Annotated in this window: 13 protein-coding genes; 6 read left to right on the plus strand and 7 right to left on the minus strand. The window is 73.5% G+C overall.

Features of this window, described 5'->3' with window-relative positions:
* Positions 1 to 45: 45 nt before the first annotated feature.
* The gene (locus tag AC07B0_RS22960; protein WP_467296537.1) at positions 46 to 1,389 is read right to left on the minus strand and encodes an MFS transporter; all 1,344 of its coding nucleotides are present in this window, start codon (positions 1,387 to 1,389) and stop codon (positions 46 to 48) included.
* Between the two features lie 25 nt (positions 1,390 to 1,414).
* Positions 1,415 to 1,852, minus strand: coding sequence for a MarR family winged helix-turn-helix transcriptional regulator (locus AC07B0_RS22965; RefSeq protein WP_073919573.1), 438 nt, complete (start codon positions 1,850 to 1,852; stop codon positions 1,415 to 1,417).
* Between the two features lie 119 nt (positions 1,853 to 1,971).
* Here AC07B0_RS22965 and AC07B0_RS22970 point away from each other — a divergent pair, with 119 nt between their 5' ends.
* A complete protein-coding gene (locus tag AC07B0_RS22970; protein WP_266574969.1) occupies positions 1,972 to 2,154 on the plus strand; it encodes a ribbon-helix-helix protein, CopG family in 183 nt (60 codons plus the stop codon).
* On the opposite strand, the gene AC07B0_RS22975 is transcribed toward AC07B0_RS22970, so the two are convergent.
* The gene (locus tag AC07B0_RS22975) at positions 2,147 to 3,574 is read right to left on the minus strand and encodes an NCS2 family permease (RefSeq protein ID WP_356875869.1); all 1,428 of its coding nucleotides are present in this window, start codon (positions 3,572 to 3,574) and stop codon (positions 2,147 to 2,149) included. The genes AC07B0_RS22970 and AC07B0_RS22975 overlap by 8 nt on opposite strands.
* 139 nt (positions 3,575 to 3,713) lie before the next feature.
* On the opposite strand from AC07B0_RS22975, the gene AC07B0_RS22980 reads away from it, so the two are divergent.
* Positions 3,714 to 4,031, plus strand: coding sequence for a DUF2530 domain-containing protein (locus AC07B0_RS22980; RefSeq protein WP_469380625.1), 318 nt, complete (start codon positions 3,714 to 3,716; stop codon positions 4,029 to 4,031).
* Between the two features lie 132 nt (positions 4,032 to 4,163).
* Complete coding sequence (locus tag AC07B0_RS22985) at positions 4,164 to 6,617, plus strand: HAD-IC family P-type ATPase (protein ID WP_469380628.1); 2,454 nt, start codon at positions 4,164 to 4,166, stop codon at positions 6,615 to 6,617.
* Between the two features lie 41 nt (positions 6,618 to 6,658).
* Here AC07B0_RS22985 and AC07B0_RS22990 read toward each other — a convergent pair whose 3' ends face one another.
* The 4 genes from AC07B0_RS22990 to serC form a co-directional block, all read right to left on the minus strand.
* A complete protein-coding gene (locus tag AC07B0_RS22990; RefSeq protein WP_478898867.1) occupies positions 6,659 to 9,802 on the minus strand; it encodes a sacsin N-terminal ATP-binding-like domain-containing protein in 3,144 nt (1,047 codons plus the stop codon).
* Between the two features lie 83 nt (positions 9,803 to 9,885).
* A complete protein-coding gene (locus AC07B0_RS22995) occupies positions 9,886 to 10,518 on the minus strand; it encodes a class F sortase (protein ID WP_469380629.1) in 633 nt (210 codons plus the stop codon).
* Positions 10,511 to 11,341, minus strand: a complete 831-nt coding sequence (locus AC07B0_RS23000) for a hypothetical protein (RefSeq protein ID WP_478898814.1) — start codon at positions 11,339 to 11,341, stop codon at positions 10,511 to 10,513. Before AC07B0_RS23000 ends, AC07B0_RS22995 begins: the two co-directional genes overlap by 8 nt.
* Positions 11,342 to 11,656: 315 nt before the next feature.
* Positions 11,657 to 12,775: a phosphoserine transaminase gene (gene serC / locus AC07B0_RS23005; protein WP_467296548.1), complete on the minus strand. Its 1,119-nt coding sequence runs from the start codon at positions 12,773 to 12,775 to the stop codon at positions 11,657 to 11,659.
* Between serC and AC07B0_RS23010 the strand changes: the two genes are divergently transcribed.
* From AC07B0_RS23010 to AC07B0_RS23020, 3 genes are all read left to right on the plus strand, one after another.
* Complete coding sequence (locus AC07B0_RS23010; RefSeq protein ID WP_478898815.1) at positions 12,747 to 15,614, plus strand: FAD-binding and (Fe-S)-binding domain-containing protein; 2,868 nt, start codon at positions 12,747 to 12,749, stop codon at positions 15,612 to 15,614. The two genes, serC and AC07B0_RS23010, sit on opposite strands and share 29 nt — an antisense overlap.
* A 143-nt stretch (positions 15,615 to 15,757) precedes the next feature.
* Entirely contained in the window at positions 15,758 to 16,783 is a 1,026-nt protein-coding gene (locus tag AC07B0_RS23015) for an EamA family transporter (protein WP_478898816.1), read from the plus strand.
* On the plus strand, positions 16,783 to 17,142 hold the full coding sequence (locus AC07B0_RS23020; protein WP_356875851.1) for an iron chaperone: 360 nt from the start codon (positions 16,783 to 16,785) through the stop codon (positions 17,140 to 17,142). Before AC07B0_RS23015 ends, AC07B0_RS23020 begins: the two co-directional genes overlap by 1 nt.
* Positions 17,143 to 17,168: the final 26 nt, after the last annotated feature.

The following is a 17,168-nucleotide window of genomic DNA, read 5'->3' on the forward strand; positions in this document are numbered from 1 at the left end:
CCCCGCCCCCGGCCACCGGCCCGGGGCGGCGGGGCCGCGGACGGCCTACGCCGCGGTGGTGAGTTCGCGGGTCGGGCGTGCCGGGACGAAGGTGAGGCCGCGGCGGCCCACGTGGAGGCGGAGGTTGCCGACGCGGGAGAGGACCAGTGCGATGGCGAGGGCGGCGGTGAGGGATATCAGGCCGCCGGCGGCCATGCCGATCCGGGCTCCGTAGGTGTCGGTGACCCAGCCCAGCAGCGGGGCCCCGAGAGGGGTGCCGCCGGTGAAGACCATCATGAACAGCGCCATGACCCGGCCCCGCATCTCCGGGTCGGTGGCCATCTGGACGCTGGAGTTGGCGGTGACGTTGACGGTCAGGCCGAAGACCCCGATGGGCACCAGCAGGGCCGCGAACAGCCAGAAGCCGGGTGCGAAGGCCGTCACGGTGAGGAGTCCGCCGAACAGGACGGCGGCCGCCACCAGCAGGCGCAGCCGGGAGTGGCCGCGCCGGGCGGCCAGCAGTGCCCCGGCGAGGGAACCGGCCGCGATGAGGGTGTTGAACAGTCCGTACGTCCCGGCGTCCCCGTGGAAGACGTCGCTGACGAACGCCGACAGCCAGATCGGGAAGTTGAACCCGAAGGTGCCGATGAACCCGACCAGGGCGATCGGCCAGATCAGCTCGGGGCGGCCCGCGACGTACCGCAGTCCCTCCCGCAGCTGCCCCTTCGCGCGGGGCTGCGGTTCCACCGGGTGCAGTTCCCCGGTCCGCATCATGAGCAGGCCCGCGATGGGCGCGGCGAAGGACAGTCCGTTCAGCAGGAACGCCCAGCCGGAGCCGACGGCGGTGATGAGCACGCCGGCGATCGCCGGGCCGACCAGCCGCGCGGACTGGAAGTTGGCGGAGTTCAGGCTGACCGCGTTGGCGACCTGGTCCTTGCCGACCATCTCGGGGACGAACGTCTGGCGGGCCGGGTTGTCGAGGACGGTGACCAGGCCGAGCAGGAAGGCCGCCAGGTAGACGTGCCAGACCTGGACGTGTCCGGCCAGGGTGAGGACGGCGAGCGCGACGCCGGTGAGGCCCATCGCGCTCTGGGTGGCCAGCAGCAGCGGCCGCTTGGGCAGCCGGTCGGCGAGTACGCCTCCGTAGAGGCCGAACATCAGCATCGGCAGGAACTGCAGGGCGATGGTGATGCCGACGGCGGAGGCGGAGCCGGTCAGGGAGAGGACGAGCCAGTCCTGGGCGATGCGCTGCATCCAGGTGCCGGTGTTGGAGACGACCTGGCCCGTCGCGAAGAGCCGGTAGTTCCGGATCTTCAGCGAGCTGAACATGGAGTTCTTGCCCGCGGGTGCGGCTGTAGTGGGGGTGGATGTGTGGCCGGGTGCGGAGTCTGCTCCGGTTCCCGTACTCAAAAGCGTTCGCCTCCTGGCGTCGTTCCTACAGGTGCGCGAGCTTCTCCAGGACGGGAGCGGCCTCGCGGAGCTTGGCCCATTCGTCCTCGGTGAGCTCGGCCGCGAGCCCGGCCAGGAAGGCGTTGCGCTTGCGACGGCTCTCTTCGAGCATCGCTTCGGCTTCCTCGGTCTGGCGGACCACCTTCTGGCGGCGGTCGTCGGGATGCGGTTCCAGCGTGACCAGTCCCTTGGCCTCCAGCAGCGCGACGATGCGTGTCATCGACGGCGGCTGGACGTGCTCGCGGCGGGCCAGCTCACCGGGGGTGGCGTGGCCGCAGCGCGCGAGGGTGCCGAGCACCGACATCTCGGTCGGGCTGAGCGACTCGTCGACGCGCTGGTGCTTGAGGCGCCGGCCCAGCCGCATGACGGCGGAGCGGAGGTCGTTCACGGCGGCAGCGTCGTCGCCATGGGAAAGGTCATGCATGTCTTTAGAGTAACTCATTACCCTGCCTAAGGAACACCGTATAGATCGAGTCACTCGTACGGGTGAGTCGGCCGCGGAAAGTGACACGCGTCCGCACCCTGTGGCCCGACCCTTTCGGCATGGGGACACATGTGCTGAGCATGCGCATAGACGGGGAGCTGCTGGAGCGGCTCCGGCACCATGCCGCCAAACGCGGAATGAGCGTCCAGGACTATGTCGTCCGGACGCTCATTCGCGATGACTTCGACGAACGGTTCAAGACCGCCGTCGACGAGACGGAGAAGTTCTACGGGCTCACGTGAGGCCGAGGGCCGGCATCGCGTAGTAGAAGACGAAGACGGCGGACACGGCGTACATCGCGGCCGGGACCTCGCGGCCCCGGCCCGTCGCCAGGCGCAGCACGGAGAAGCTGATGAAGCCGATGCCGATGCCGTTGGTGATCGAGTAGGTGAAGGGCATCATCACCATGGCCAGGAAGGCCGGGACGGCGATGGTGAAGTCGCTCCAGTCGATGTCCCTGACCGAGCCCGCCAGGATCAGGAAGCCGACCGCGACGAGCGCGGGGGTCGCGGCCTGGGACGGCACCATCGTGGCGAGCGGGGTCAGGAAGAGCGACACGGCGAAGAGGCCGCCGGTGACGACGTTGGCCAGGCCCGTACGGGCGCCCTCGCCGACGCCCGCCGTGGACTCGACGAAGCAGGTGGTGGCCGAGGAAGAGGTCGCGCCGCCCGAGGCGACGGCCAGGCCGTCGATCAGGAGCACCCGGTTGATGCCGGGGAAGTGGCCGTCCTCGTCGATCAGCTTCGCCTCGTCGCCGACGCCGAGGATGGTGCCCATCGCGTCGAAGAAGCAGGACAGCAGCACGGTGAAGACGAAGAGGATGCCGGTGAGCAGGCCGACCTTCCCGAACCCGCCGAACAGGCTGACCTGACCGACGAGCCCGAAGTCGGGCGCGGCCACCGGGTTGCCCGGCCACTCGGGCACGGTCAGGCCCCAGGCGAGGCCCGGCAGGTCGGTGATCAGCTGGACGGCCACCGCGATCGCGGTCATGACCACGATGGAGATCAGGATCGCGCCGGGCGTCTTGCGGATCAGCAGGGCGAGCGTGAGCAGGACGCCGACCACGAAGATCAGGACCGGCCAGCCGTGCAGGTGGCCGTCGCTGCCGAGCTGGAGCGGGACGGTGGTGTGCGCGGCGTCCGGGATGCGGGAGACGAAGCCGGAGTCGACGAGGCCGATCAGCATGATGAACAGGCCGATGCCGATCGCGATGCCCTTGCGCAGGCCGAGCGGGACCGCGTTCATGACCCGCTCGCGCAGGCCGGTGGCGACCAGCAGCATCACCACGAAACCGGCGAGGACCACCATGCCCATCGCGTCGGGCCAGCTCATGCGCGGGGCCAGCTGGAGGGCGACGACGGTGTTGACGCCGAGACCGGCCGCCAGCGCGATGGGGACGTTGCCGATGACACCCATGAGGAGGGTGGTGAAGGCGGCCGTCAGGACGGTGGCGGTGACGAGCTGGCCGCCGTCGAGCTGGTGCCCGTACATGTCCTTCGCGCTGCCCAGGATGATCGGGTTGAGCACGATGATGTAGGCCATCGCGAAGAAGGTGGCCAGACCGCCCCGGACCTCGCGGGCCACGGTCGAACCGCGCTCCGAGATCTTGAAGTAGCGGTCCAGGCCGTTGGTGGGGGCCGCGGCGGGTGCCGAGGTGCTCATGCGGTCCTCAAACTGGTTGATTTAGCGATTCATACGAATGAATCAGGCCGTAGGCAAACCGTTTCAGTATGAACACATGAGCGGAGCGTGGTCCATCTCCGCGCGTAGACCTGAAATCAGGCCACCTAGACTGGGCCGCATGGCGAAGTGGACTGCGACACACGAGGCGCCCGAGCCCTTGGAGGGCCCGGTTGTCGCCACCATCACGGGCGGCACCATCCTCTGGTTCGCCCTGTTCGTCGTCCAGCTCCCCTTCTACGGATGGTTCGCCGACCGCGACCTGCTGTGGTGGGTCTGGACCTGCGCGGCCGGCGGCGGGCTCGGCCTGATCGGCATCTGGTACGTCCGCGGCCGCGACGCCGCCCTCAAGCGCCACGCCGCCGAGCAGGAGGCACTGGCCGCGGCCGAAGCCGCCCCGCCCGGCAGCGCGGAGCCCGACGCCGACGCCGACCGGTAGCCGGCCTCCGGGACGGGCCGGGGGACGGCTCGGGGGACAGGGGCGACCAGCGGAGGATTCCGCTCATCCTCAGGTCGGATCTTCGGACCGCTCGGCGGGTGAACCGTTCGAACCCCCTTTACCGTCGGAAGCATGACGCAGCGGGCGAAGATCGACCAGGACGGGCCGGAGCGGTCCGGCGCCGCCATCGACGCGGGAGCCGAGCTCGATCCGGTGCACCCCGTGAAGCCGCCCGCCCCCCTCTTCAAACCGGGCGGTCTCAGCACCGCGCAGGTCGCCGAACGCGTCGCCCGCGGCGACGTCAACGACGTCCCCGTCCGCTCCTCGCGCTCCACCAGTGAGATCGTCCGCGCCAACGTCTTCACCCGCTTCAACGCGATCATCGGCGTCCTGTGGGTGATCATGCTGATCGTCGCGCCCATCCAGGACAGCCTCTTCGGCTTCGTGATCGTCGCGAACACCGGCATCGGCATCATCCAGGAACTGCGCGCCAAGAAGACCCTCGACGGGCTCGCCGTCATCGGCGAGGCCAAACCCAGCGTCCGCCGCGACGGGACCACCGCGGAGATCTCCACCTCCGCGATCGTCCTCGACGACGTCATCGAACTCGGGCCCGGCGACAAGGTCGTCGTCGACGGCGTCGTCGGCGAGGCCGACGGCCTGGAGATCGACGAGTCCCTCCTCACCGGCGAGGCCGACCCCGTCCTGAAGAAGCCCGGGGACGAGGTCATGTCCGGCTCCTTCGTCGTCGCCGGCGGCGGCGCCTTCACCGCCACCAAGGTCGGCCGCGAGGCCTACGCCGCCCAGCTCGCCGAAGAGGCCTCCCGCTTCACCCTCGTCCACTCCGAACTGCGCTCCGGCATCTCCACCATCCTCAAGTACGTCACCTGGATGATGATCCCGACCTCGATCGGCCTGATCATCAGCCAGCTCGTCGTCAAGGAGAACAACCTCAAGGACGCCATCGCCCGGACCGTCGGCGGCATCGTCCCGATGATCCCCGAAGGGCTCGTCCTCCTCACCTCCGTCGCCTTCGCCATCGGCGTCATCCGGCTCGGCCGCAAGCAGTGCCTCGTGCAGGAACTGCCCGCCATCGAGGGCCTCGCCCGCGTCGACGTCGTCTGCCTCGACAAGACCGGCACCCTCACCGAGGGCGGCATGGACGTCACCGAACTGCGCCCCCTCGGCGGCGCGGACCCCGCCTACGTCAAGAAGGTCCTCGGCGCCCTCGGCGAGTCCGACCCGCGCCCCAACGCCAGCCTCCAGGCCATCATCGACGCCTACCCCGACAGCGCCGAATGGCGCTGCACCGAGTCACTGCCCTTCTCCTCCGCCCGCAAGTACAGCGGCGCCAGCTTCAGCGAGGGCGACGGCGAGAACAACACCTGGCTGCTCGGCGCCCCGGACGTCCTCCTGCCCGTCGGCGACCCGGCCCTGGAGGAGATCAACACCCTCAACGAACAGGGCCTGCGGGTCCTCCTGCTGGCCCGCTCCGCCCGCGAGCTCGACGACGCCGCCGTGGCCGGCGGCGTCCGGCCGACCGCCCTCGTCGTCCTCGAACAGCGGCTGCGCCCCGACGCCGCCGACACCCTGCGCTACTTCGAGGACCAGGACGTCAAGGCCAAGGTCATCTCCGGTGACAACGCCGTCTCCGTGGGCGCCGTGGCCGGCAAGCTCGGCCTGCCCGGGGCGCAGGACACCGTAGACGCCCGAGGGCTGCCCACGGAGCGGGCCGAGATGGCCGCCGTCCTCGACCGGAACTCCGTCTTCGGCCGGGTCACCCCGCAGCAGAAGCGGGACATGGTCGGCGCCCTCCAGTCCAACGGCCACACCGTCGCCATGACCGGGGACGGCGTCAACGACGTCCTCGCCCTCAAGGACGCCGACATCGGCGTCTCCATGGGCTCCGGCTCCGAGGCGACCCGGGCCGTGGCCCAGATCGTCCTCCTCAACAACAGTTTCTCCACCCTGCCGTCGGTGGTCGCCGAAGGCCGCCGCGTCATCGGCAACATCACCCGGGTCGCCACCCTCTTCCTCACGAAGACGGTCTACTCGGTGCTGCTGGCCGTCCTCGTGGTCTGCTCGCAGGTCGAGTACCCCTTCCTGCCGCGCCACCTGACCCTGCTGTCGACGCTGACCATCGGCATCCCGGCGTTCTTCCTCGCCCTCGCCCCGAACAAGGAACGCGCCAAACCGCACTTCGTGAAACGCGTCATGCGCTACGCCATCCCCGGCGGCGTCATCGCGGCCACGGCCACCTTCGTGACGTACATCGTGGCGCGCGCCCACTACACCGGCCCCGAGGCGCTGGAGGCCGAGACCAGCGCGGCGACCCTGACCCTGTTCCTGACCTCGATGTGGGTCCTGGCGATCATCGCCCGCCCGTACACGTGGTGGCGCGTCGGCCTGGTCGGCGCGATGGGCGGGGCCTTCCTGATCGTCCTCGTCGTGCCCTGGCTCCAGGACTTCTTCGAACTCAAGCTGGTGGGCACGACGATGCCGTGGACCGCGGTGGCGATCGCCGCCGCCGCCGCGACCCTGATCGAGTTCACGTTCCGCTGGGTCGACCGGAAGTTCCCCGCGTAGGGACCGGGTTCCCGGGTCCCTGCGCGGGCATCGGCCGGAGCTCAGTCGAACCAGCGGTCGCGGGCCAGTTCCGCCGTCCGGGAGGGGTCTTCCAGGAGGGCGGCCACCTCGAAGCGGCGGGGCCACTGGCCCGCGGCCCAGGCCAGGCCGGCGGCGACGCCCTCCAGGGTGGCCGCGTGGAGGGTGCCGTCCGGGGTGCGGCGCCAGTCGAGCTCGGTGCCGCCCGCGACCAGTTCCTCGTGCTCCAGGTACGTCGGCGGGGTCGCCGGCCCCAGCAGGACCCGTACGGACTCCGGTACCTCGTGCTCCTCGCCCGGGGTGGTCACCTCCGCCGGGACGGTGTCCGAGAGGCGGCGCACCTGGAGGAGGTCGGCCAGGTCGGCCGCGCGGGACGGGGCCACCGGCAGCAGGGGCAGGCCCGCGGTGAGGGGCAGCAGGTCGGGGGCGTCGGCGACGAGGGCGTCGGCCGCGTCGACCACGACGACCTCGCCGTCCACCACGGCCCGGAGTTCGTCCGGGAGGGTGACCTGCTCGGGGTCCAGGTCGGCCAGGGCCCCGTACAGGCCGTGCAGGCGGCCGCCCGTCACCTCGCGGTCCGGGTCGGCGAGCCGGGACAGGAGCTCGGCCGCGCCGCCGGGCTCGTCGAGGAGCGCGGCCACGGTGGTGCGTACGCCGAGGGCGCGCAGGACCTGCTCGTCCTCGAAGCCGGTGGCGTCCGCCGGCGTGTACAGGCCCTCCAGCAGCGGATCGCCGCCCGCGGCGCGCAGCCCGGCGGGGCGGCGGCCGTCGAGGACGGGGTGGTCGCGCAGCCACCAGGCGGTGTACGGGCGCACCGACTGGGTGGTGCCGTCGGGGAGGAGGATCCGTACGGGCTGGACCAGGGCGTCGCGCAGCGGGGGCTGCGCGAGCATCGCCAGGGCCTGGGGCCAGCGGTCGTCGTCGACGAGGTCGAGGTCCCGGACGGCGACGAGTTCGGTCGCCACCGGCGGTACGGGGGTGTCGGGGAACTGGTCGAGGAGGTCCTCGCACCACACGTCGACGGCGTCCAGCAGGCCGACGTCGTCGGGCTCGGCGTAGTCCCCGTCGCGGGGTTCCAGCTCGTCGGGGTCGAGGACCACGTCGGTGGCGCGGACCAGCTGGAAGGCGGTCAGGACGCCGCAGGCGGCGAGGGTGTCGGCGTCCCACCGCTCGGCGAGTTCGGAGTCCAGGTAAGGGATCTCGTCCTCGCGCAGCACCGAGGCCAGCGGGCTGCCGGCGAGCAGGAGTTCGCCGGCCGGGGTGGGTTCGCCGTCCTCGTCGGGCAGGGCCAGCGCGCCCAGCCAGGGTTCGTCGCCGGGGGCGAGGCCCGCGTCGCGGACCAGGGTCAGGACGACCTCGGCGAGTTCGTCGGCGTCCAGCGCGTCCTCGTCCCAGATCTCCCCGGCGTCGAGGGAGGCGGCCACGGCGGCACGGATCTGCGGGGTCGTCAGGACGGCCCGCGGGGTGGCGGGGAGGGCGCCGAGCTTCTCCAGCAGTGGGTGCGCGGCGTCCGGGTGGGCCACCTTCAGGCCGAGGCGGGCCAGGTCGGCGGGGGTGTCGGTGCCGGGCAGCAGGAGGTGGCGCGGGCCGATCGCGGTACGGCCGTCGGCGAGGGGGACGGGCAGTCCGGAGAGCCGGTCGGGGTCCACTCCGGCGAGGCTGTCGTACAGCCGGTGCCACCACTGCGGGGTCCGCTCGATGCCGGCGATCCGCTCGATGGCGTCGCCGAGGGGGAGCCGGCCCACACCGAGGGTGCGCAGCTCGGGGCGGCGTTCCAGACCGGCGGGCAGCAGGGTCGGCAGGACCTCGGCGAGGACGCGGACGGTGTCGGCGCCCGCCCCTTCGACGACCTCGGCCTCGAACGGGCGCAGGGCGCTCCGCCGCTCCCCGGCCTCCTCCGGCGCTTCCTCGTCGGGCTGCGCCGCCGGGGCCGCCGGGGCGAGGAACGCGGTGCGGGGCAGGCGCCGGAGGACGGCGCCGCGCAGGGCCCCGTCGAGTTCGCCCTTGCCGAGCGGGCCGGGTACGAGGTCGACGAGGGCGGTGGTCACCGGGTCCCAGGCGCCGAGGAGTTCGGCGTACGCGTCGGCGGCGCGTTCCACCAGGAAGTCGGTGAGCGGGCCGGGGGCGGGGTGGCGGCGCGAGGTGTCGAGCGGCAGCGAGGCGATGAGCAGGGCGGGGATGCCGAGCGGCTCGTCGGTGGGGGTCGGCGCGTGGACGACGGGCGCGGTGCGGGGGCGTTCGGGCGCGCCGTCGGCGTTGACGGGGGCGGCCCAGGTGACGGTCCACGTCGGCCGCAGCCGCTCCTCGACGGGCCGGTCCGCGAGGAGTTCCCTCTCGATGGGGCCGCTGTGGCGGACGGTGCGCCAGCGGTGGGTGCCGGAGGCGGAGTCCTCGATGACGGTGTAGGGGCCGTCGGTGCGCCGGTAGAGGACGCGGTGCCCGGCGGCCGGGGTCTCGACGACGACCTCGCGCAGCCCGGGCAGGGTGAGCAGCAGGGCGTCGTCGATGCCGGCCAGCAGCCGCTCCACGAGTTCCTCGGCGGCGGCGTCGCGCAGCGGGAGGACCACGACGGTGTCGTAGCCCTCGGGGGCGGTGCCCTCGGCGGGCAACGGCAGGCGCAGCAGCGGGACGTGGCCGTCGCGGCGGCGGAGTTCGTCGCCGAGGCCGGGGCTGCCGACGGCGGCGTCCCGGGCCATCTCGCGGGACTCGGCGAGGGACCAGCGGACTCCGCCGTGGCGGCCGAGGACCGCCGGTTCGTCGGAGACGGCCAGGACGGCGGCGAAGCCGACGCCGAAGCGGCCGACGGTCTCGCCGGAGCCGTCGGTCTCGCGCTTGGCGGAGGCCCGCAGGGTGCTCAGCGACTCCACGCCCGTCGCGTCGAGCGGGGCCCCGGTGTTGGCCGCGGCGAGGACGGCGTGACCGCCCTCGCCGGGGTGCAGGGTGAGCCGCAGCCGGCCGGGGACCTTGGCGCGGGCGGCCGCGTCGGCGGCGTTCTGCGCCAACTCGACGACGAGCCGGTCCCGGTAGCCGCCGAGCGCGAGGTCCTCCTCGGCGTTGGCGTCCTCCCGGAAGCGGGCCGGGCCCGCGCCCCAGGCGTCGAGCACCCCGCGTCGCAGCCGTGCGGTCCCGAAGGGGTCCACGCCACTCTGTGCCGCTGTCACTCGCACGTTCACGCCGCTGCCTCCAAGAACTCGCCCGGCCCGGAACCTTCCGCGCCTGCCCCGAACTGCTGAAGGTATCGCGTGCGGGGCTACGCCTTGCCCGTGAGGTGGGCGAACACGACGACGTTGGCGTCCCAGTGGCGGTCCGGGGTGAGGTCGCCGCCGCAGGTGACGAGGCGCAGTTCGGCCTTGCCGTGGGTGTCGCCGTAGACCCGGTCGGTGGGGAAGGCGTCCTTCTTGAAGGTGTCGACCTCGTCGACGGCGAAGACGGCGGTGGTGCCGTCGGTCCGGTGGACCTCGATCCGCTGGTCCTTCTTCAGTTCCCTGAGGTTGAAGAAGACGGCCTTCGGGGCCTGCGGGGTGTCCATGTGGCCGACGATCGCGGCGGCGCCGGGCTCCCCGGGGGTGGGGCCCTGCCGGTACCAGGCCGCGTCGTCGGGCTTGGCGAAGTCCGGCTCCCGCATGACGCCCTGGGGGTCCAGGCCGACCGTGTCGAGGGGGGCGTCGACCTTGATGCCGGGGATCTTGATCCGGTCCGGTACGGACGGGGCCAGCGAGGAGGCCGCCGTCGCGCGGGCGGGGGCGTCCTTCGCCGTCGCGGCGCCGGCGGAGCAGCCGGTGGCGAGGACGGCGGCGAGGGCCGAGGCCCCCGCCAGGGCGGCCGTGCGGCGTGCGCGGCGGCCGTCCTGGCGGGAGGGGCGGCGGGGGGTCCGGTCAGCCACGGTCGGTCTCGGAGCCGGTGACGGAGCCGGTGACGGGGCCGGCGGGGGCCTGGCCGGTGTTCACGGAACCCTTGGGGATCTTGTGCTCGCTCGGGCGCAGCGGCTGGAGGGGCTTGACGTCCGGCTTGACGTCCGGCTTCACGTCCGGGGTGCCCTTGGCCTCGGTGGAGAACTTCACGGTGTCGAACTTCTTGCCGCCCGCGTAGGCGTCGACGGCGTAGTAGCCGGACTTGACGTCCTGGGCGACGGTGGCGGTGCCGGTGAAGGTGCCCTTGCCGTCGCCCTTCAGGTTCACCTGGCCGCCCGCGAAGGCGAGGGACTTGACGGAGGCGTCCTTTTCGGAGGTCTTCACCGTGACGGTGATCTTGTCGCCGGGGTGTCCGGAGTCCTTGGACAGCTGGAGGGTGGACGGCGCCGGGGTGGGCTTGGAGCCCGCCTCTACGTGCAGCTGCGCGCTCGCCTGGATCTTCTTCCCGTCGGGGCCGGTGCCGACGAGGGAGACGCCGTAGCTGCCGTCCTTGACGTCGGCGACCTTGGCGCTGACACCCCTGCCGTCGGTCATCTTGACGTCGACGAGGGCCGCGGAGGACACGGAGAGGTGCGTCGAGCCGTCCGGGACCTCCATGGACAGGGTGACGGAGTCGCCCGGCTTGACCGGGGAGGCGGGCACCGACAGGGAAGCGCGGGAGGGCTCGGGCGTGGAGCTCGCGCTCGCCGAGGGAGCGGGGGACGCCGGGGAGCCGGCGGCGAAAGCGGTGGCGGCGCCGCCGAGGGCCATCGACGAGGCGAGGGCGATCGCCGAGATGGTGAGTGCCTTGCGCATGTGATTCCTCCTGAACGGGCCGGGCTTTTTCCCGGCACACCAGACATGAGGGACATCCCGTGCGCCTGGTTGCAGGGGGCGTCGCGGGCCGGACCGGGCCCTGCCGAAGGTCCCGGGAGGCAAAGGCGCAGGCCGGAAGGCGGGTGTGGATCATCCGTTGACGGGCTCTTTGCCCCGATTTTTGGGACCAAGGTCCCGGCGTCCCGGCGTGCGTGCGTGCGGGCGTTGCGGCGTGCGGGAACGCCGGAACCCCCGGCGCCTGCGACGGCGACGGGGGTTCCGGATGCTGCGGGTGAGGGGCGTCGGCCCGACCGGTCAGAGCTGCTCGATCACGTAGTCGATGCACGCGGTCAGCGCCTGCACGTCCGCCGGGTCGATCGCCGGGAACATCGCGACGCGCAGCTGGTTGCGGCCGAGCTTGCGGTAGGGCTCGGTGTCCACGATGCCGTTCGCGCGCAGCACCTTGGCGACGGCCGCCGCGTCGATGTCGTCCGAGAAGTCGATCGTGCCGATGACGGCGGAGCGCTTGCCGGCGTCCTGGACGAACGGGCTCGCGTACTTCGAGGCCTCGGCCCAGCCGTACAGGTTGCGCGCGCTGGCCGCCGTACGGCCGGTCGTGAACTCCAGGCCGCCCTGGGAGTTCATCCACCGCAGCTGCTGGTCCAGCAGGAACAGCGTCGACAGCGCGGGGGTGTTGTACGTCTGGTTCTTCAGCGAGTTGTCGATCGCCGTCGGCAGCGAGAAGAACTCCGGGACGTGCCGGCCGGAGGCGTGCACGCGGGCCGCGCGCTCCAGGGCCGCCGGGGAGAACGCGGCCAGCCACAGGCCGCCGTCCGAGGCGAAGGACTTCTGCGGGGCGAAGTAGTAGACGTCGGTCTCGGTGATGTCCACCGGCAGGCCGCCGGCGCCCGAGGTCGCGTCCACCAGAACGAGCGAACCGGCGTCGGCGCCCGCGACCCGCTCGACCGGCGCCGCGACGCCCGTCGAGGTCTCGTTGTGCGTGTACGCGTACACGTCCACGCCCGCCTCGGCGACCGGCTCGGGGTGCGTGCCCGGCTCGGACGAGATCACGGACGGCTCGTCCAGCCACGGCGCGAGCTTCGCGGCCTTGGCGAACTTGGAGGAGAACTCGCCGAAGGTCAGGTGCTGGGACTTCCGCTCGATCAGCCCGTGGGTCGCGATGTCCCAGAAGGCGGTGGAGCCGCCGTTGCCCAGGATCACCTCGTAGCCCTCGGGAAGGGAGAAGAGGTCCCGCAGGCCCTCGCGCACCGAGCCGACCAGGTTCTTGACCGGGGCCTGGCGGTGGGAGGTTCCGAGCAGGGAGGTACCGGTGGCGGCGAGGGCGTCCAGCGCCTCGGTCCGCACCTTGGAGGGGCCCGCGCCGAAGCGTCCGTCGGCGGGCTTGATGTCAGCGGGAATCTGGATCTCAGCCACGAGCGGAGCGTATCGGGTCCCGGACCGGGGACCGGAAGCGCGTCCAGCGGATGAGACACCCCGGCGCGGTGGCAGGGTGGGCGCCGTGACGACATCCGGGGAACTCGAACGGACATTGCGGGAGAACCTGCGCGGGGAGGTCGACTTCGGGGCCGCCGCCCGCGCGCTCGTGACCATGGACGCCTCGAACTACCGGCGCGTCCCGGTGGGCGTGGTCACCCCGCGCGACGCCGACGACGTGACGGCCGCCCTGCGGATCTGCGCGGACGCCGGGGTACCCGTCGTACCGCGCGGCGGCGGCACCTCCATCGCCGGGCAGGCGACCGGCACCGGGATCGTCCTCGACCTCACCCGGCACATGAACGCCCTCGTCTCCCTCGACCCCGAGGCCAGGACCGCCGTCGTCCAGCCGGGCCTCGTCCTCGACCGGCTCCGCGACGCGGCCCGCCCGTACGGGCTGACCTTCGGGCCCGACCCCTCCACGCACTCCCGCTGCACCCTCGGCGGGATGATCGGCAACAACGCCTGCGGCGCCCACTCCGTGGCCTGGGGCACCACCGCCGACAACGTCACCGCGCTGACCGTGGCCGCGTACGGCGGCGGCACCCACCGGCTCGGCACCGGCTGGGCCGGCACGCCCGACGGGCTCCGCGAACTGGTCGCGGGGAACCTCGCGGTGCTCCGTACGGGCCTCGGCGAGACGGCCTTCTCGCGGCGGATCTCCGGCTACGCGCTCGACGCGCTGCTGCCCGAGCGGGGCGTCGGCGCCGCCCGCGCCTTCTGCGGGAGCGAGGGCACCCTCGGCGTGGTGACGCAGGCGCGGGTGCGCCTCGTGGAACTCCCGCCCGCGCCCGTCCTGGCCGTCCTCGGGTACGCCGACGAGGGCGCGGCCGCCGACGCCGCCGCCGGACTGCTCCCGTACCGGCCGCTCACCGTCGAGGGGATGGCCCAGGACCTGGTGCGCGGAGCCGCCGGGCTGCCCCGCGGCGGGGCCTGGCTGTTCGTGGAGATGCCCGACGAGGGCGCCGCGCGCACCCTGCTGCGCGGCGCCGACGCCCTCGACGCGCTGCTGGTCACCGACCCGGCGGGGCAGCGGGCGCTCTGGCGGATCCGGGAGGACGCGGCGGGCACGGCCACCCGGATGCCCGACGGGACGATGGCCTGGCCCGGCTGGGAGGACTGCGCGGTACCGCCCGCCCGGCTCGGGGCGTACCTGCGGGAGTTCCGCGCCCTGCTGGCGGAGCACGGCCTGCGCGGCACCCCGTACGGGCACTTCGGGGAGGGCTGCGTCCACGTCCGGATCGACTTCGACCTGGTCAGCGCCGGCGGCGTGGCCCGCTTCCGCGCCTTCTCGGAGGAACTGGCCGACCTGGTCGCCGCCCACGGCGGGTCCCTGTCGGGGGAGCACGGGGACGGGCAGGCCCGGGCCGAACTGCTGCCGAGGATGTACGGCCCGGAGGTGATCCGGCTCTTCGGCGCGTACAAGGACCTGTGGGACCCGGCGGGCGGGATGAACCCGGGGACGCTGGTGCGGCCCGCCCGCCTCGACGAGAACCTCCGCTTCGCCGTACTGCCGGACACCCCGTTCGCGGGGGAGGTCGCCCGGTGCGTCGGCGTCGCGAAATGCCGTACGCCGGAGCCGGGCGGGCCGGGCGTGATGTGCCCGACCTACCGGGTCACCGGGGAGGAGCGGCACTCCACGCGCGGCCGGGCCCGGCTGCTGCACGAGATGCTCGCCGGGGAGGTCGTCACCGACGGCTGGCGCTCGGCGGAGGTCGCCGAGGCGCTGGACCTGTGCCTCGGCTGCAAGGGCTGCCGCAGCGACTGCCCGGTGGGCGTGGACATGGCCGCGTACAAGGCGGAGTTCCTGCACCGCCACTGGGCGGGCCGGATCCGGCCCCTCTCCCACTACCTCCTGGGCGGGCTCCCGGGCTGGCTCCGGCTGATCGCGGCCCTGCGCGCGGCGCCCCTGGCCAACGCGGCCGCCCGCCTCCTGCCCGTGCCCGGACTCACCCGGGAGCGGCCCCTGCCCCCGATCGGGCGGGTCCCGTTCACCCGCTGGTGGCGGGGGCGCGGGGGCGGGGGCGGGGGCAGTGGCGGGGCGCGTGGTGGCGCGGCTCAGGCGGGGAGTGCGGTGGGGCCGCCGGTGACCGTGACCCTGTGGCCCGACACCTTCACCGAGCACCTCGCCCCCGAGGCCGGGCGGGCCGCCGTGCGGGTGCTGGAGGCGGCCGGGCTCACCGTCACCGTGCCGCGCGGCCGGGTGTGCTGCGGGCTCACCCACGCCTCCACCGGCCGCCTGGACCGGGCCCGCGCCGTTCTGCGCCGCACCCTCGACGCCGTCGGCGAGGTACGGGGCCCCGTCCTGGTCCTCGAACCCAGCTGCGCGGCGGCCCTGCGCGCCGACCTGCCCGCCCTGCTCCCCGGCGACCCGCGCGCGGAGCGCCTCGCGGCGGCGGTGCGCACCTTCGCGGAGACCCTGGAGGAGTACGCCCCGCACTGGACCCCGCCGCGCCTGGACCGGAAGGTTGCCGGGCAGACCCACTGCCACCAGCACGCCGTCCTCGGCGACGCCGCCGACCGGCGGCTGCGGGAGCGGGCCGGGCTCGGCGGGGAGCTCAGCGGCGGCTGCTGCGGCCTGGCGGGCAACTTCGGCTTCGAGCCCGGCCACCACGACGTCTCGGTGGCGTGCGCGGAGGAACAGCTGCTGCCGTCGCTGCGCGCGGCCGGGCCCGACGCGGCCGTCCTGGCCGACGGGTTCTCCTGCCGGACCCAGATCGCCCAGCTGGCCGGCCGCCGGGCCCGCCACCTGGCGGAACTCCTCGCCGAGGCGTTGTAGGGCGCGGGCCGTGCGGGGGAGCCGGGCCACGGGGCGGGCGCGTGCGGGGGAGCCGGGCCGCGTGCGGGCGTGGGCGGGCGTGTGCGGGGCGTGTAAGGAAGGACACCGCGTCACGGCCCTTACGTACCCCTTAGTCTGGATTCATGCCCGCACCCTCCTCGTCCCCGACGACCACCCCCGCCACCCCGGCCGCCCCCGCCACACCCGTGCCCGCCGGTGGCGTCGCCCCGGGGTCGGCCCGTGCCCGGTTCGGGCCGGTGGCACTGGTGGTCTCGGCCGGGATCTCGGTGCAGTTCGGGGCCGCCCTCGCGGTCATGATCATGCCCAGGGCGGGTGCGGCGGGCGTGGTCACGCTGCGGCTGGCCGCCGCCGCGCTGGTGCTGCTGCTCCTGTGCCGGCCCAAGGTGCGCGGCTACACCCGCTCCGACTGGGGCACGGTCGTCGCCTTCGGCGTGGCCATGGCCGGCATGAACGGCCTCTTCTACCAGGCCATCGACCGCATCCCGCTCGGCCCCGCCGTGACCCTGGAGGTCCTCGGCCCGCTGGCCCTGTCGGTGATCGTCTCGCGGCGGCTGGTGAACCTGCTGTGGGCGGGCCTCGCCCTCGGCGGCGTCGTCCTGCTCTCCGGGCACGGCGGGGGCGGCCTCGGGTTCGGCTCCCTCGACCCGGCGGGCGCCGCGTTCGCGATCGGGGCGGGCGCGATGTGGGCCGCGTACATCGTCTTCAGCGCGCGGACCGGCCGCCGCTTCCCGCAGGCCGACGGGCTGGCGCTGGCCATGGCGGTGGCCGCGGTCCTCTCCCTGCCCCTGGGCGTGATCGAGTCCGGCTCCGCCCTCCTGGTGCCCGGCACGCTCGCCCTGGGCCTCGGCGTGGCCGTACTGTCCTCCGTCCTCCCGTACACCCTGGAACTGCTGGCCCTGCGCAGGCTGCCCGCCCCGACCTTCGCGATCCTGATGAGCCTGGAGCCCGCCATCGCGGCGACCGCCGGCTTCCTCGTCCTGAACCAGGCCATGTCGGCGCTGGACGCCCTCGCCATCGCCCTCGTCATCGCGGCCAGCATGGGCGCCGTCCGCTCCCAGATCGGCAAGAAGGCAGGCACGGCAGGGGCCGCAGGGACGGCGGGCACGGCCGAGCGGGCCGCGAAGGCGGGCCGGGCGGAGGCCGCCTGATGGACCCCGTCGACGCCTACCTCGCCGCCGTCCCCGACGCGCGCCGCGCCGCCCTGACCCGGCTGCGGGAGCTGTGCCGCACGGAACTGACCGGCTTCGAGGAGGTCATCGCGTACGGGATGCCCGCGTACGTGCGCGCCGGCGAGCCCGTCGGGGAGATCGCCTGGGCGAACCAGAAGCAGTACGTCTCCTTCTACCTGCTGCGCACCGACGTGCGGGACGCCTTCGCCGAGCGCCTGGCCGGCCACGACATGGGCAAGGCCTGCCTGCGCTTCCGCCGCCCGGACCGCATCGACTTCGACCTGCTCCGCGACCTGCTGCGGGCCACGGCCGCGACGGGCCCGGGCCAGGTCTGCTGAACGTCCGCTGAACCGCCCGGGCGCCG

It is taken from the genome of Streptomyces sp. NPDC044704, assembly GCF_056433525.1.